The 14,416-nt window shown below is 61.3% G+C and carries 13 protein-coding genes; 8 read left to right on the plus strand and 5 right to left on the minus strand.

What is annotated here, in order from left to right:
* Nucleotides 1-55: 55 nt before the first annotated feature.
* Nucleotides 56-1,120 (plus strand): tRNA 2-selenouridine(34) synthase MnmH, encoded by a 1,065-nt coding sequence (gene mnmH, locus BUB62_RS00615; protein WP_073104885.1) that lies wholly within the window; start codon nt 56-58, stop codon nt 1,118-1,120.
* Between the two features lie 365 nt (nt 1,121-1,485).
* Nucleotides 1,486-1,884, plus strand: a complete 399-nt coding sequence (locus BUB62_RS00620) for a hypothetical protein (protein WP_073104888.1) — start codon at nt 1,486-1,488, stop codon at nt 1,882-1,884.
* 181 nt (nt 1,885-2,065) lie between these two features.
* On the opposite strand, the gene BUB62_RS00625 is transcribed toward BUB62_RS00620, so the two are convergent.
* Nucleotides 2,066-2,446, minus strand: coding sequence for a hypothetical protein (locus BUB62_RS00625; RefSeq protein ID WP_073104891.1), 381 nt, complete (start codon nt 2,444-2,446; stop codon nt 2,066-2,068).
* Nucleotides 2,447-2,895: 449 nt separating this feature from the next.
* On the opposite strand from BUB62_RS00625, the gene selD reads away from it, so the two are divergent.
* The 5 genes from selD (at nt 2,896) to BUB62_RS00650 (ending at nt 8,324) form a co-directional block, all read left to right on the plus strand.
* Nucleotides 2,896-3,960, plus strand: coding sequence for a selenide, water dikinase SelD (selD, locus tag BUB62_RS00630; RefSeq protein WP_073104894.1), 1,065 nt, complete (start codon nt 2,896-2,898; stop codon nt 3,958-3,960).
* 4 nt (nt 3,961-3,964) lie between these two features.
* Complete coding sequence (locus tag BUB62_RS00635) at nt 3,965-4,558, plus strand: PH domain-containing protein (RefSeq protein WP_073104897.1); 594 nt, start codon at nt 3,965-3,967, stop codon at nt 4,556-4,558.
* 129 nt (nt 4,559-4,687) lie between these two features.
* Nucleotides 4,688-6,601: a sensor histidine kinase gene (locus tag BUB62_RS00640; protein WP_073104900.1), complete on the plus strand. Its 1,914-nt coding sequence runs from the start codon at nt 4,688-4,690 to the stop codon at nt 6,599-6,601.
* Nucleotides 6,602-6,681: 80 nt separating this feature from the next.
* Nucleotides 6,682-7,449: an alpha/beta fold hydrolase gene (locus BUB62_RS00645; protein ID WP_073104903.1), complete on the plus strand. Its 768-nt coding sequence runs from the start codon at nt 6,682-6,684 to the stop codon at nt 7,447-7,449.
* A 170-nt stretch (nt 7,450-7,619) separates the two neighbouring features.
* Nucleotides 7,620-8,324 (plus strand): SAM-dependent methyltransferase, encoded by a 705-nt coding sequence (locus BUB62_RS00650; RefSeq protein WP_073104905.1) that lies wholly within the window; start codon nt 7,620-7,622, stop codon nt 8,322-8,324.
* A gap of 172 nt (nt 8,325-8,496) precedes the next feature.
* Here the strand turns inward: BUB62_RS00650 and feoB are convergent, their stop codons facing one another.
* Together feoB and BUB62_RS00660 are read right to left on the minus strand one after the other, a co-directional pair.
* Complete coding sequence (feoB, locus tag BUB62_RS00655; protein ID WP_084538716.1) at nt 8,497-10,689, minus strand: ferrous iron transport protein B; 2,193 nt, start codon at nt 10,687-10,689, stop codon at nt 8,497-8,499.
* Between the two features lie 10 nt (nt 10,690-10,699).
* The gene (locus tag BUB62_RS00660) at nt 10,700-10,963 is read right to left on the minus strand and encodes a FeoA family protein (RefSeq protein WP_073104907.1); all 264 of its coding nucleotides are present in this window, start codon (nt 10,961-10,963) and stop codon (nt 10,700-10,702) included.
* A gap of 217 nt (nt 10,964-11,180) precedes the next feature.
* Between BUB62_RS00660 and BUB62_RS00665 the strand changes: the two genes are divergently transcribed.
* Nucleotides 11,181-12,083: a carboxypeptidase-like regulatory domain-containing protein gene (locus BUB62_RS00665; protein WP_073104911.1), complete on the plus strand. Its 903-nt coding sequence runs from the start codon at nt 11,181-11,183 to the stop codon at nt 12,081-12,083.
* A gap of 191 nt (nt 12,084-12,274) precedes the next feature.
* Here the strand turns inward: BUB62_RS00665 and BUB62_RS00670 are convergent, their stop codons facing one another.
* Both BUB62_RS00670 and BUB62_RS00675 read right to left on the minus strand, forming a co-directional pair.
* Complete coding sequence (locus tag BUB62_RS00670) at nt 12,275-12,907, minus strand: OmpA family protein (protein ID WP_073104913.1); 633 nt, start codon at nt 12,905-12,907, stop codon at nt 12,275-12,277.
* A gap of 70 nt (nt 12,908-12,977) precedes the next feature.
* Nucleotides 12,978-14,372, minus strand: a complete 1,395-nt coding sequence (locus BUB62_RS00675; protein ID WP_073104915.1) for an alpha/beta hydrolase family protein — start codon at nt 14,370-14,372, stop codon at nt 12,978-12,980.
* Between the last annotated feature and the right edge of the window lie 44 nt (nt 14,373-14,416).

Raw genomic sequence — 14,416 nt, forward strand, 5'->3', positions numbered from 1 at the left:
CCTCGGCTTCGCTCGGAATGACGTTCTGTTTTCACCATTCACTGCTAATTACAAAATGCCCCGTCTTCCCCTCTCCGAGTTTCTGCAAGGCCCGGCCCATGCGCCCATCTTAGATGTGCGGGCGCCCATTGAGTACGCGCAGGGGCATATTCCGGGGGCGCTGAGCCTGCCGCTGTTTTCGGATGAGGAGCGGGCCCGCATTGGTACGGCCTACAAGCAGGTGAGCCAGGACCGCGCCATTCATATTGGGCTGGATTTCTTCGGGCCGAAGATGAGCAAGCTGGTGAAGCACGCCCAAAAGCTGGCTCCCGGCAAGGAAGTGCGGCTGCACTGCTGGCGCGGCGGCATGCGCAGCGGGGCCGTGCTGTGGCTGCTGGAGCTGGCCGGCTTCAAAGTGCATCTGCTCGATAAGGGCTACAAGGAGTACCGTCGCTGGGCGCTGGCGCAATTCGCTGAGCCCCGCCCGATGCTGATTCTGGGCGGCCTCACGGGCTCCGGCAAAACCGACGTGCTGCACGAGCTGGCCCGGCAGCAGGAAACCATCGTGGATCTGGAAGGGCTGGCGAATCATAAGGGCTCCTCGTTCGGAGCCATTGGCCTGCCGCCTCAGCCTACGCCCGAGCAGTTTGAGAACAACCTGGCTCTGGTGCTGAGTGAATTGCCGACTGATGTGGTGCCGTGGCTGGAAGACGAAAGCCTGACCATCGGCCGCCTCACCATTCCGAAGCCCTTTTTTGAGCAGATGCGCCACGCCCCGCTGGTGGTGCTGGATATTGCCAAAGAAGTGCGCACCCGCAAGCTAGCCGCCGAATACGGCAAGGAAGACCCGCAGCAGCTCGCGGAAGCCATTCAGCGCATCAGCAAGCGGCTGGGCGGGCTGGCTACCAAGGAAGCCCTGGCCGCCATCGAGGCCGGCGACATGGAAAAGATGGTGGATATTGCCCTGAGCTACTACGACAAAACCTACGGCTTCGGCCTCGAAAACAAGGCCAGCCGCCGCATAGTGCGCGTGCCCTCCGCCACCTGCGACCCGGTAGTGAATGCCGGGCTGGTGCGCGAGGCCGTGCGCCGCGAAGGGCTGGTGGAGCTGGCCAAACAACCGGTAGCCCTGGCATCATAGGCTTTGGGTAAAAGGTTGGCCCAAAAGTCAAATGCACCGCCGCACTGCCTGCTTACATCATCCTACACAGTTCTTTCAGTCGCTCTTCTACGCTGTCCTCACCTCTGCTTTGCCGCCCGCCATTGGCGTAGTGAATGCAGGGCCACTTAGCGCGGCGAAATGGGAGTTTACGAAACTCATCTGCCTGGCGCGTTTCGTAAACTTTAATTCGTAGAAGGGTTTCTCAGACCCTTCCGAGCCGGCAGCGGCCTACGGGCTCTTGGTGCCGGCCATCTGCCAGGCGTTTACCGAAAGGAGTCATTAATTTAACGGCCCTAGGATGCACGAGCACCTTATATTTGGCCAATCTTATTACCCCTGCATTCATGGACCCTATTGCGTCGCGTCGTCTCGAAATTCTCGCCTCGAACATTTTATTCTTTGGCTTGGCTGTTGCTCTTGTGGACAGCGCGTGGACAATGCGCGGGGCGCTCCACAAACCCGCGACATCGGGTACGCTTTTATTGGGTTTCGTGGTACTCGGCGGGTTTTATTACGGCATCCGTCGTGGCGTCACACTGCTTAAATGGCTGTTCGTGCTCGGTCAAGGTGCCACGCTGTTGTACACCTTGGTGCAGTACCGCACGACCCTGTTGCCGGTGCTACACACCCCCTTATGGACGGCACTTGCCTATGTGGCGTTTTTTGGGTCACGCCTCGTGGCCATGTTTGTGCTCCTTCCCACGTTGCGCACCCGCCGTCCGGCCCCCTCTACTAGTACCTAGCTAGGTGTTCACGAAAACGGTGGTTCAATCAGGCAGTGCGGCGGCCCGGCTAACTTTTGGACCAAAATTTTCAACCAAGGCCACCACAGCCCCAGGCCGGTTGCTCGCGAAAAAAGCCGCCCGACCCCATAGGCCGGGCGGCTTTTTGCTGCGTTTTTAAACTACGCGGCCGGCGGTGGCGCTACTTGGCTGGCGGCACAACGGCCTTTTTTTCGGCTTCCTCAATCACCTCGAAGCCGAACTCGCCCAGGCGGCGCAGGTTCTGGCTATACACGCCCGTGAGCAGGTCGCGGGAGCTGCGGGTTTGGGGCACGAACACGTCGAGCAGCAGCTGGCGCTGGCCGTAGAGGTTTTTCAGGTCCTTTTCCAGCTGGTCAATCTGGGCCTGCAGGGTTTGGGCAACGGCCACTTTGGGGCCTACTTCGTCCCAGCTAGGCAGCTCCTCCAGCGCGTTGAGGGGCGATTTGGCCCCCAGCTTCTGGTGCTGGGCATAAATCAGCTCGTCGAGGGCAAACAGGTCGGCGGGATTCTCGGGGATGACAATTCGGGGTTTGCGGGGCATACTGAAATAGAATAAGATGTGAGTACTGATGCCGGAAGATACAGGAATTACCGACTCAGCCTGGCGCGCTGCGCCGGAGGCCCTTCCGAAGCATCGGAGGCCGCCCGGCTGCTCCGGAGGGGCCTCCGGTGCTTCGGTTTGCCAACCCGGTGCTTCGGGTTGGCAAACCGAAGCTCCGGGTTGCCAATCCGGTGCAGCCGACTGGCAAACCGGTGCAGCCGGGAGCCAAACCGGTGCTTCGGTTTGCCATTCCGGAGCACCGGATTGCCATTCCGGTGCTCCGGTTTGCCGGTCGGCTGCACCGGGGGGCCAGTCGGAGGAGCCGGCCGGGTGCTGGTCGGGGCGCTGCTTAGGCGGGCGGGTCGGGGCGCATGCCGCGGCTTCCGATTTTTTCCGGGAGCTTTGCGTCGCCTACCGGTTGTTTTGCCTCACCCCCGACCTTCTGCCTTATGCACCCCGATACCGCCTCCCCTACCGCCACCGGCTACCGCCTCACCCAATACAGCCACGGCGCGGGCTGCGGCTGCAAAATCGCGCCCAAGGTGCTCGACCAGATTCTGCACACCACCATCCCGCAGCCGCAGGATGCGAAGCTGCTCGTCGGCAATGGCAGCCGCGACGACGCGGCCGTGTACGACATCGGCGGCGGCCAGGCCCTGATTTCGACCACCGACTTCTTCATGCCCATCGTCGATGATGCGTATGATTTCGGCCGCATTGCCTCCGCCAACGCCATTTCCGACGTGTATGCGATGGGCGGGCGGCCCCTGATGGCCATTGCCGTGCTGGGCTGGCCCATTGATAAGCTGCCGCCCGAGGTAGCCCGCCGGGTGCTCGAAGGCAGCCGCAGCATCTGCGCCGAGGCCGGCATCCCATTGGCCGGCGGCCATAGCATCGACTCGCCGGAGCCAATTTTCGGCCTGGCCGTGACCGGGATGCTCGACATCAAGAACCTGAAGCAAAACGACACCGCCACCTCCGGCTGCGAGCTGTACCTGACCAAGCCCTTGGGCGTAGGCATGCTCACCACGGCCCAGAAGCGCGGCATTCTGCGCCCTGAGCACGCGCAGCTGGCCCCCCAAAGCATGATGCAGCTCAACAAAATCGGCTACGACCTGGGCCAGCTCGAAGCCGTGCGGGCCATGACCGACGTGACGGGCTTCGGCCTGCTGGGCCACCTTTCGGAAGTGTGCGAGGGCAGCAACCTCACCGCCGACATTGAGTTCGGCAAAGTGCCCCTGCTGGCCGAGGCCGAGGAATACCGCCTGCAAAAGTCCATTCCCGGCGGCACCGTGCGCAACTGGGACAGCTACGGCCATAAAATAGGCCCCGTGACCGACGAGCAGCGCACCTGGCTCTGCGACCCGCAAACGTCCGGCGGCTTGCTGGTGTGCGTGGAGCCCGCCGGCCGCGCGGCGGTGATGGCCGTGTTCGGGCAGTATGGGCTGGCGCTGGAACCCTTCGGCACCCTGCGGGCGCACACCCCCGGCGAGGCCTGGATTCAGGTGCGCTAAGCCGGTGAAGCTGTTTCCATTTCTAAGGCCCCTGCTGGAAATCAGCGGGGCGGTGCTGGCCGTTATCTTTGGCTTGCGGCTGATTACGGGTTTTTTCACGAAGGCCAGCCGGGTGTATCGGCCCACATTTGGGCGGCAGCTGTATCTGCTGTTCTGGCCGTTGCTGTGCCTGGGCGTGGGGCTGCCGTTTCTGGCCTCCTTCTTTTTCTTTGGGCCGCTTTCGAGCTACGAATTGGTGCTATTGACGGCGGTAGCGGCCGTGGTTCTGGGCTTTGCAGGGCCAGCGCTGGCGCTGCATGCGCAGTACTATGTACGCAACCTGCACACCACGCTGGTCTTCGAGCCGAAGCAGAATATCTTGGAAGTGTACGAAAGCGGGGTGCCGATTCCCTTCGCCAAAAGCGACCTGCAGCGAGTGGAATGGGTGACCTGCGCCTCGCCGCGGCTGTTCTGGAGCAACTACAACTTTCTGCGGCTGCACCTACGCGACGGCCGCGCCATCACCCTCACGGCGCTGCTAACCAATTTGGAGCCGGTAGCCGGTTTTTTGCGCAATTCCAATATGGAGCCTCGGCAGCGCTGGTGCTGCTTTTTGTAGAAAGCTCACTTTAAAAGTCTATTTCGCCTTATCTCTATCCTTTTAGGCTGCCTTATACCAAGGCTTTGCTGGTGGCGTTATAATCCACTAAGTATTACTTTTATAAAAGCTTATCTATCTACGCCCCCGATGCGGCATCTGTTCTTTGCCCTGTTTCTTATTCTCCAGCTTCTGGCCCCGCCGCTGCGGGCGCAGGATACGACCTTGTTGCACCGGCAGCGGCTGCTGTTGCGCACACTGCCACCCGCTACCCGGCGCGTGCGGGTCCTCGATTCGCTGTGCTACGCGCTGCACGAAACAAATATACCGCAGGCCCTGGCCTATGGGGAGCAGGGCGTGGCGCTGGCCCGCCGCCTGGGCGACCAGCCGGGCCTGATGCGCTGCCTGCTGAGCCTGGGCAGCTGCTACGCCTCCTCTTCTGACAGCCCCCACGCGCTGACGCTCTACAACGAAGCCCACGAGCTGGCCCGCCGCCTCAGCAGCGCCGAGGGCCTGGTGAGCAGCTACACCTACATAGCCGGCATTCATCACGAGCGGGGCGACACCACCATTGCCAGCCGCAACTACCGGGCGGCGCTGCGCCGTGTACATCAGCCCGGCGTGAGTGAGCACACCCGGCTCATTCTGTTTGGCAACGCCGCCAGCTTTTATTTTTACCAGAAGCGGCACGCGCTGGCTCTGAGCTACATGCACAAGGCCCTCTACCTGGCCCGCCGCAACCACGACCGCTCGGGCGAGGCGCTGTATCTGGCTAATCTGGGCACGTATTACTGGCAGAAAGGCCGCCTGGAAGTAGGCGAAGGACTGGTGCGTCGGGCCCTGCAAATCACGCAGGAGCTGCACGAGAACCGCTACGAAGCCGGCAACCTGGAGCTGCTAAGCCTGATTCTGCTACAGCAGCGCCGCACCGCCGAGGCCGCCGAATACGCCGCGCAGGCGCTGCAGCAAGCCCGCCGCAGCCGGTATCTGGAGCGGGTGCTGGATGCCTACAGCGTGCTGGCCCAGGTGAACACCCAGCAGCAGAACTACAAGCAGGCCTACGAGTGGCAGGAGCGGTATCTGGCCCTGAACGACACGCTCAACAGCCGCCAGCGCCTGAACACGCTCATGGCCCTGCAAACCCGCTACGACCTGCGCGACAAGGAGCACCAGATTCGGCTGCTCACCGAGCGCAGCCAGCTGCAGCAGCTGCGCAACCGCGGCCTGTGGGCGGTGGTAGGCTTTTTGGTGGTGCTGATAGCGAGCGGTGGCTTGCTCTATTGGCAGCTGCGCCGCAACCGGGCCGCGCTGCGGGCCAATAACCAGGCGCTGCAGGAAACCACTACCGAGCTGCGCCGTGTGGCTGCCTCCAAAGACCGCCTCTACGCCATCGTGGCGCACGATCTGCGCGGCCCCGTCACGTCCTTCGTGGGTGTCACGGAGCTGATTGGCTTCTACCTCTCGCGCCGCGACGAAGACGGCCTGCGCCGCCTGCCCGAGCTGGTGCGGCAGTCGGCCCACAGCCTCAACGGCCTGCTGGATAATCTGCTGAACTGGGCCGTGAGCCAGACCGGCGAGCTGGCTTTCCGACCCGAAAAGCTGAGCGTGGCCGAGCTGTTTGCCGAAAATGCCCAGCTCCACCAAACCACCGCCGAGGCCAAGCAGATCAGCTTCGAAACCACCCACGCCCCCGACCTGCGCCTGTGGGCCGACCACAACATGACGCGCACCATTCTGCGCAACCTGGTGGGCAACGCGCTGAAATTCACGCCGCCCGGCGGCCACATCCGTTTCCACGCCGCCGCCAACCCCGAAACCGGCACCGTCACGCTCACCGTTTCCGACTCGGGCCACGGCATGCCGGCCGCGCTGGTAGAGGAGGTGCTGTATTCGCCGGAGATGCCCCAGATGCTGGGCTCGGCGCACGGGGCGCGGGCGGGCACTGGGCTGGGGCTGCTGCTGTGCCGGGCCTTCGTGCAGCGGCAGGGCGGTTTGCTCAGTATTCATAGCACCGTGGGGGCAGGCACTACGGTGCATGTGCAGCTGCCGGGGGCCAGGGCGTAGCGAAGCGAGTCAAACAGCTATTCTGACGGTGAGGCGGCCGGCCGATGGGGTTTGCCGGCTTCTTCCGACCTTTGCTCGCTATGCAGCTACACTTCCGCGAACTGGGCCAGGGCACGCCGCTGGTTATCCTCCACGGCCTCTTCGGCACCTCCGACAACTGGCAGACGCTGGCCAAGCGCTGGTCCGAAACCCACCGCGTCGTTGTGGTGGATCTGCGCAACCACGGCCGCTCCCCGCACGCGGCCGAGCATTCCTACGAGCTGATGAGCCAGGACGTGTTGGCGCTGTTCGACCAGCTGGGGCTGCCCGAGGCCACGCTGCTGGGCCACAGCATGGGCGGCAAAGTAGCTATGCGCTTCGCCCTCGACCACCCCGAGCGCCTCACCCGCCTCATCGTGCTCGACATCGCGCCCCGCCTCTCCGACATGCGCCACCAGGACGATATTCTGGCCGGACTGAACGCCGTGAACCTCGCCACCCTGCAAACCCGCCAGGAAGCCGACACAGCGCTGGCGCAGCACATCCCGGATGTGGGCGTGCGGCAGTTTCTGCTCAAAAATCTGTATCGCAAGGAAGACAATTCCTTTGCCTGGCGGCAGAATCTGGCGGCCCTCACGGCCCAAATGGCCGCCATTGGAGCCGAAATAACGGGTTTGCATCCCTTCCTGAAGCCGGCCCTCTTCCTGCGGGGCGGCAAATCCGACTACATCAGCCCCGAAGACAAGCTTTACGGCATTCCGGCCCTGTTTCCCAACTCGCAGGTCGAAACGGTGGTGGATGCGGGCCACTGGCTGCACGCCGAAAAGCCGGAGGAAGTGTATGGGCTGGTAGAGGCGTTTATGGGATGATAATCTGTCATCCTGAGCTTGCGAAGGACCTTATCAGGACAGAACGATAATCGTTGATACGACTCGTTCTGTCCTGATAAGGTCCTTCGCAAGCTCAGGATGACAGTCGATTTTGCATCAGCCTACTCCGACACTCCGACATTTCCACATCAGCACATTCAAACCCTTTCATGCCCGGCACTCTCTACCTCATTCCTACCATCCTGGCCGATGAAACCGCCGCACAGGTACTGCCGGCGCAGGTGGCGGCGCGGGTGGCGGCCCTCTCCTGCTTTCTGGTCGAGAATGCCCGCACGGCGCGGCGCTTTATCAAAAGCGTGGCCCCGCAGCACGTCATTGAGACGCTGGCCATCAGCGTCATCGACAAAGACTCGACCGAGGCAGAGATAAGCGCGGCGCTGAAGCCAGTGCTGGCTGGGCAGGATGCGGGCGTCATCTCCGAAGCCGGCTGTCCCGGCGTGGCCGACCCCGGCGCGGAAATAGCGCGGCTGGCGCACCGACTAGGCATCAAAGTAGTGCCGCTGGTCGGGCCGTCGTCGCTGCTGCTGGCCCTGATGGCGTCGGGCATGAACGGGCAGAGCTTCGCCTTTCATGGCTACCTGCCCATCGAGCGGGCGCAGCGGGCCGGGGCACTCAGAGCCCTCGAAAAACAAGCCCTCACCCAGCACCAGACCCAGTTGTTCATCGAAACGCCCTACCGCAACATGCAGCTGCTGGAAGATCTGCTGGCACATCTGCACCCCGGCACCCGCCTCTGCATCGCCGCCAACCTGACGGCCCCCGACGAGTTCATCCGCACCGACACGGTAGCGGGCTGGAAAGGCAAGCTTCCGCAAATTCACAAGCAGCCAGCGGTTTTTCTGATTGGCCGTTAGGATCTTAGGGCTAGCGATTAAAAGCTAGCTCCCCTCCTTTTTTCAAGGAGGGGTAGGGGTGGTTACTAGATCTAGAAGTCGTTCAACGATAATCTAGCTTTAGCTGAACCACCCCTACCCCTCCTTGAAAAAAGGAGGGGAGCTCTAACTTTTAGTTTCTACCCCTAAACCCCTACTTAAACACCTGATACACAATCAGCGACGACACATACGCCAGTCCGGTCATGTATACCAGCTGCAGAATCGGCCATTTCCAGCCTTTGGTTTCGCGGTATACCACGGCCAGCGTGCTCATGCATTGCATAGCAAACACGTAGAAAACCAGCAGCGAAAACGCCCGCGCCGGCGTGAAAAACGGGTTGCCGTTTTCGTCCTTTTCGGCGGCCAGCTTTTGCTGCACCGTGCGCATATCGGCATCCTGCCCTACGCTGTAGATGGTGGAGATAGTGCCCACAAACACCTCCCGGGCCGCAAACGAGGTAATCAGCGCAATGCCGATTTTCCAGTCGAAGCCCAGCGGGCGGATGGCGGGCTCCAGCGTACGGCCGAACACGCCCGCGTAGGAGCTTTCCAGCTTCTCGGACGCCACCCGGGTTTCGGTTTCGGCCTTATTAAGCTGCTGCTGAGCAGCCATAGCCCGCGCCTTACTTTCAGCCTGTTCCAGCGCATTGCCGGGGCCATATGAGGCCAGCACCCAGAGAATAACTGAGATGGCCACAATGACTTTCCCGGCCTGAAAAACGAAGGTTTTCACCTTCTCCACAATGGTGATGCCCACGTTTTTCCAGCGCGGCCAGCGGTACACCGGAAACTCCATGATGAAGTAGCTCCGCTCCCGCGTGCGTAGCAGCAGCTTCAGCGCCAGCGCCGAGAAGATGGCCGCGAAAAACCCCAGCAGGTACAGCCCCATCAGGGCAATGCCGCGCAGGTTGAAGATGCCCAGCACCGGCTCGTCGGGCACTACCAGCCCGATGAGCACCGTATACACCGGAATCCGCGCCGAGCACGACATCAGCGGCGTGACGAAGATGGTAATAATGCGGTCCTTCCAGTTCTCGATGGTGCGGGCGCTCATGATGGCCGGCACGGCGCAGGCCACGCCCGAAATCAGGGGCACCACGCTCTTACCGTTCAGCCCGAACTTGCGCATGATGCGGTCCATCATGAACGTGACGCGGGCCATGTATCCGGTTTCTTCCAGCACGGCAATGAAGGCAAACAGCAGCGCAATCTGCGGTATGAAAATCAGCACCCCACCCAGCCCGGCCAGAATTCCTTCGGTGAGCAGGTTAATCAGCGGGCCATTGAAATTGGTCTGGATCAGGCTGTTGATCCAGGCCACGCCCTGGTCAATCAGCTCCATTGGGTAGATGGCCCAGGCAAATACGGCCTGGAACATGAGAAACAGCACCCCGAAGAAAATCAGATAGCCCCACACCTTGTGGGTCAGCACCTTGTCGAGCTGGTTGCTGTAGGGTTCGTTCTTCTCGGTGCGCGTCACGGTCACGGCATTCAGCAAAATGTCGTTGATGCGGGCGTAGCGGGCAATGGTTTCCTGGGCCTGCCGGGGCGTGGCCTGAAAGTCGTACTGCGCCACCAGCTCGCCGATGTAGGCGCGCTCATCGGCCGTCAGAAAGTTGATCTGCCGGAACTGGTGCGCGTAGTGCAGCGCCAAGTAGTCGTTGTGCAGGTTGAAGTAGTAGCGAATCTGCCGGATCATGAGCAGCAGGTCGGCCTCGGCTTCGTAGAAATGCTCCGTGGAGGCACTCATCTGCTGCGCCATCACGATTTTGAGGGCCGCCACGCCAATGCCTTTGCGGGCGTTCATCGGAATGACCGGTACGCCCAGCTCCTGCTGCAGCGCGGCCACGTCAATCTTCACGCCGTGCTGCTCGGCCACGTCCATCATGTTCAGCGCCAGCACGATGGGCAGGCCCAAATCAGCCAGCTGCGTGAACAGCAGCAGGTTGCGGCGCAGGTTGGAGGCATCCACTGTCACCACCACAAAATCCGGGAACTGCTCGGAGGCGCGGTCGTAGAGCAGGTCGGTTATCACTTTCTCATCCAGGCTCTTGGGGTAGAGCGAGTAGGTGCCGGGCAGGTCAATGATTTCGGCGCGGTGCTGGGGCGTGAGCTGACTGATGCCGGTTTTGCGGTCCACCGTCACGCCGGGGAAATTGCCCACTTTCTGGTTGAGGCCCGTGAGCTGGTTGAACAGCGACGACTTGCCCGAGTTGGGGTTGCCGATCAGGGCGATGCGCGTGAGCGGGCGGGCGCCGCGGGGCGGAAAGTCGCCGAGGGTTTCGAGGGCTACGGCGGAAGCGGCCGTACCGGCGGGGTCGGTGATGAGCGCGGCGCGGGCCATACGGCAGCGGCTAAGCTTTCAAAAGAATGGTTGCCGCCTCGCTCACCCGCAGCGACAGGGTATAGTCATCGTCGCCGAGCACCAGCGTGATGGGGCAGCCCAGCGGAGCCCGGCTGTTTAGGCGCACCTGCGTGCCCGGAATGCAGCCCATCTCCAGCAGCTTCAGCGCCATTTCCGGATCCTGCAGGCAGCAGATCGTGCCGGTTTCGCCGAGGCGAAGGTCTTTCACGCTGCGGGCGGCAGCGGCGGCAGAGCGGGCGGAACGATTGGACACGGGCGGGAGAGGTTATTTAGATTCTGTTCAAACAAAGGTACAACCGTTTTAGTTTTCAGCCAAAACCACCGCCTAGCTACGCGCCAGTCCAAGTAGAGCTAACAGGCTGACTTTGAATTATTCCCCCTTGCAATTGCATCTTTATAAAGATTCGGGGAAGGCTTGCAGAAATCAGCTTAATTGATTGTAGTTTTGGGGTAGGATAATCTGCCTTACTATGCTCAAACGCGTACTTGCTCTGCTCACCTTAGTGACGTTGTTCCCGATTCTGGGCTTCGCTCAGGAAAACAATAAGCTCTCCGGGCGTATTGTCGATTCTAAAACCAAGGAACCGATTCCCTTTGCCTCCATTCAGCTAAAAGAGGAGTCGACTGGAGCCTTGACCAACGAGTACGGCTTCTTCCAGATGGCTATGCCCGAGAAGAACGCCCAGGACTCCCTGTTGGTGCTGGCGCTCGGCTATTTCCGCAAAGCGGTGGTTATCAAGAAGGGCGGCAACATGACCGACCTCATTATTGAAGTGCCGAAGCGCGTGGTAGAGCTGGGCAACGTGACCGTGAAAGGCGGCAAGGTGAAAGACCTGTCGCTGGGTTCCAAAACGAGCACGCCGGGCGAAGGCATGATTCAGGGGATGCCGGGCCAGCAGTACGCTTTCTACGTGAAAAATGAGAAGGGCAAGAAGCTGGGCAACATCCGCTCCGCGTCGTTCTACATCGGCGAGCACGGCTTCCCCCGCGAGCCATTTCGCGTGCGCATCTACAAAGCCGACGGCAACTATAACTCGCCCAACACCGACCTGCTCACCGAAAACGTAGTTGTTTCGGCGCCCGGCGGCGGCCAATGGTACACCGTCGACCTGACTCCCTACAACATTGAAGCGCCCTCCGAAGGCTTCTACGTGGCCATGGAGTGGATTGTGAGCGGCGACAAGTTCTACACCACCAACTTCATGGACACTTACACTCCTTACGGCCAGATCATGCGCCCCACGTTCGAGTTCAAGGAGAGCCGCACCTGGTCGTATTCGCTGGGCAAAGGCTGGAGCCTGATTACGCTGGCCAACAACGGCATGCGCTACAACGCCATGATTAAGGCGGAAGTAGACATGATTAAAGACTAATTTTTAATGTGCTAAATGTGGAAAATATGCTGATGTGCTAATCGGCAGCCGACTTCCTCATTAGCTAATCATACTAACAAAAGAGGCTGCTTCCTTCCGGAAGCAGCCTCTTTTGCTTTATGTGTGCTGGATGTTAAAGCATTGCTGAATACACTAATCAGCACATTTTCCACATTCAGCACATTAGAACATTATTTGGTGCGGACGGCAATTTCTACGCGGCGGTTCTGCTTACGGCCTTCGGCGGTGGCGTTGGAAGCTACGGGGCTGCTTTCGCCCATCGGCTCCAGGCTCACGCGGCCAGCGTCGATTTTACCGTTCTGAGCCAGCCAGTTTTTCACGGCTTCGGCGCGCTGGGCGCTCAGTTCCTTGTTGAAGTCCTTGTCGCCGCGTGAGTCGGCGAAGCCCATGATGCGCACGGGACCGGTGGCATAGCGCTGCCCGATGGAAGCGGAAATCTGGTCCAGGGCTTTGCGGGCGCTGGCTTTAATTTCGGCTTTGCCGGTATCAAACAGCACCGTTTCTTCCAGGCCATACACGCTGTACTCGTCGTTGCCGCGCACAGTCACCTCGGAGGTATTCACTTCCGGGTATTTCACGTCGGCCAGTTGGGCCTTGGTCATGTCCCAGGTGTTGTCGACGGCATTGCCAGCCGCGTTGGCGGCATCGGCTACGGCCCCGGCGGCGGTTTCGCCGTCGCGGTATACTACGGCCGTATCCTGGGTGGCCTCCTGGGGCTGGTCCTTGGTTTCGGGGTTCTTCAGATTGTCGCAGGCCGACAACAAAGCCACGAGGGCGACGATGGAAAGCAGTTGTTTTTTCATGGTTGTGGAAAGGAGGTTGGGAACAGGTAGGCCCCCTTACGCACAACATGGCCGGAAGTTCTGGCCCGGCTTATTTTAGCGAGCGGGCCATAATCCAGGCGCGCACCGTTTCCAGCGCGGCGGGCGAGAAGTTGGGGTGCGGCTCGCCGCCTACCAGCGGCCATTCGGTAGCGGCAGGCTGAAACAGGTGATTTACACCCGGCAGTGCTTTGTTGGTCAGATTGGGGGCATTGCGCAGCGCCTTAGTCAGCGCCGCCAAATTAGGCTCGGCGGCCACTTCCAGATCGGCGGTGCCGTTGAGCAGCAGCACCGGGCACTTCACCTCACCCAGGTGCTGAGTGGGGTTGTATTTCAGGAAGTAGCGGTAGCGGGTCGAGGTCAGCTCCGTGGCCTTCACCTGGGCGGCAGCAGCCTCCAGGGTCGGGTCGTTCTGGCGCAGCATGGTGGCTACCAGCGTCTGAGCATTGGCCGCGTCGGGCGTCTGATTGATAACATCGAGCACGAGCTTCTGCTGGCGGGCGGCCTCCTCAATCTGGGCGGGCGTGCTGCCCGTGGAGCGCAGCAGGGCGGCCTGCTGCTGGGTAGCCAGCACCGTACCCGACTGCCCATAGGCGGCCAGCGCCACCACAAAAGCCGGTGGCAGCGGCTTGGTGGCCGTCAGCAGGGCCACGTTGCCGCCCTCGCCATGCCCGATGACCCCGACGTGGGAGAAATCCACTTCGGGCCGGGTCCGCAGCAGCTTCAGGCCGGCCTGCACGTCCGTCACCAGCTCTTCGGTAGTGGCTAGGCCGTAGTTGCCGGCCGAGCCGGCCACGCCCCGGTCGTCGAAGCGCAGCACCACTATGCCGCGGCGGGTCAGGTAATCGGCCAGCGCGCCCAGCAGGCGGTAGTCGCCGGTGGTGGCGTCCCGGTCGTGCGCCCCGGCATCCGACACAAGCACTACGGCCGGGAAAGGGCCTACGCCGGCCGGAACCGTAACCAGACCGCTAATTTTGAGATTGTTACTGGCATTGATGTACGCCACTTCGTCCTCGCGGTAAGGAGGGGTAAGGCGTACTTTGGCCGTGGCCGGATTAGCAGGCGTGGGGGTGAAGGTGAGCGTGAGAGGCGCATCGAAGCCGGGCTGGTGCCAAGTGCCCACAATCTGCTGACCATTGGCCGCCACCTGCCCCGTGAAGCGGCTACCGGCCTCGGGTGCCGCCAGCGTAAGCGTATCGCCGCGCAACTCCGCCTTCACCGACATGCGGCTGACTTTCTGCAGCGGCACATCCAGGGTGGCGAAATATGTACCATCGGAGAGACCGACTAGCCGGAAAACGACCTCCAGCTCGCCGCCGGGCATTTTCAGCGGGCCTTTCCACAGGCCGTCTAGCTTAGGAGCCGCGCTGGCCCCAAATGATGCGGCCCCGAAGAGCAGCACAGGCAGGAAGCAGCGAATCAGGAAGTGATAAACGCTTGTTTTCATGTTGTGATAAAGGGGGGTAATCAGAGCGGAAAGCAGCCAATCAG

It is taken from the genome of Hymenobacter daecheongensis DSM 21074 (assembly GCF_900141805.1).
Lineage (GTDB): Bacteria > Bacteroidota > Bacteroidia > Cytophagales > Hymenobacteraceae > Hymenobacter > Hymenobacter daecheongensis.

Bases quoted from the DNA above. Each gene is read 5' to 3' on its own strand.
- BUB62_RS00645 (WP_073104903.1), top strand. From the start codon at position 6,682: ATGCAGCTACACTTCCGCGAACTGGGCCAGGGCACGCCGCTGGTTATC.
- mnmH (WP_073104885.1), top strand. From the start codon at position 56: ATGCCCCGTCTTCCCCTCTCCGAGTTTCTGCAAGGCCCGGCCCATGCG.
- BUB62_RS00640 (WP_073104900.1), top strand. From the start codon at position 4,688: ATGCGGCATCTGTTCTTTGCCCTGTTTCTTATTCTCCAGCTTCTGGCC.
- BUB62_RS00650 (WP_073104905.1), top strand. From the start codon at position 7,620: ATGCCCGGCACTCTCTACCTCATTCCTACCATCCTGGCCGATGAAACC.
- BUB62_RS00675 (WP_073104915.1), bottom strand. From the start codon at position 14,372: ATGAAAACAAGCGTTTATCACTTCCTGATTCGCTGCTTCCTGCCTGTG.
- selD (WP_073104894.1), top strand. From the start codon at position 2,896: ATGCACCCCGATACCGCCTCCCCTACCGCCACCGGCTACCGCCTCACC.
- BUB62_RS00620 (WP_073104888.1), top strand. From the start codon at position 1,486: ATGGACCCTATTGCGTCGCGTCGTCTCGAAATTCTCGCCTCGAACATT.
- BUB62_RS00665 (WP_073104911.1), top strand. From the start codon at position 11,181: ATGCTCAAACGCGTACTTGCTCTGCTCACCTTAGTGACGTTGTTCCCG.
- feoB (WP_084538716.1), bottom strand. From the start codon at position 10,689: ATGGCCCGCGCCGCGCTCATCACCGACCCCGCCGGTACGGCCGCTTCC.
- BUB62_RS00670 (WP_073104913.1), bottom strand. From the start codon at position 12,907: ATGAAAAAACAACTGCTTTCCATCGTCGCCCTCGTGGCTTTGTTGTCG.
- BUB62_RS00625 (WP_073104891.1), bottom strand. From the start codon at position 2,446: ATGCCCCGCAAACCCCGAATTGTCATCCCCGAGAATCCCGCCGACCTG.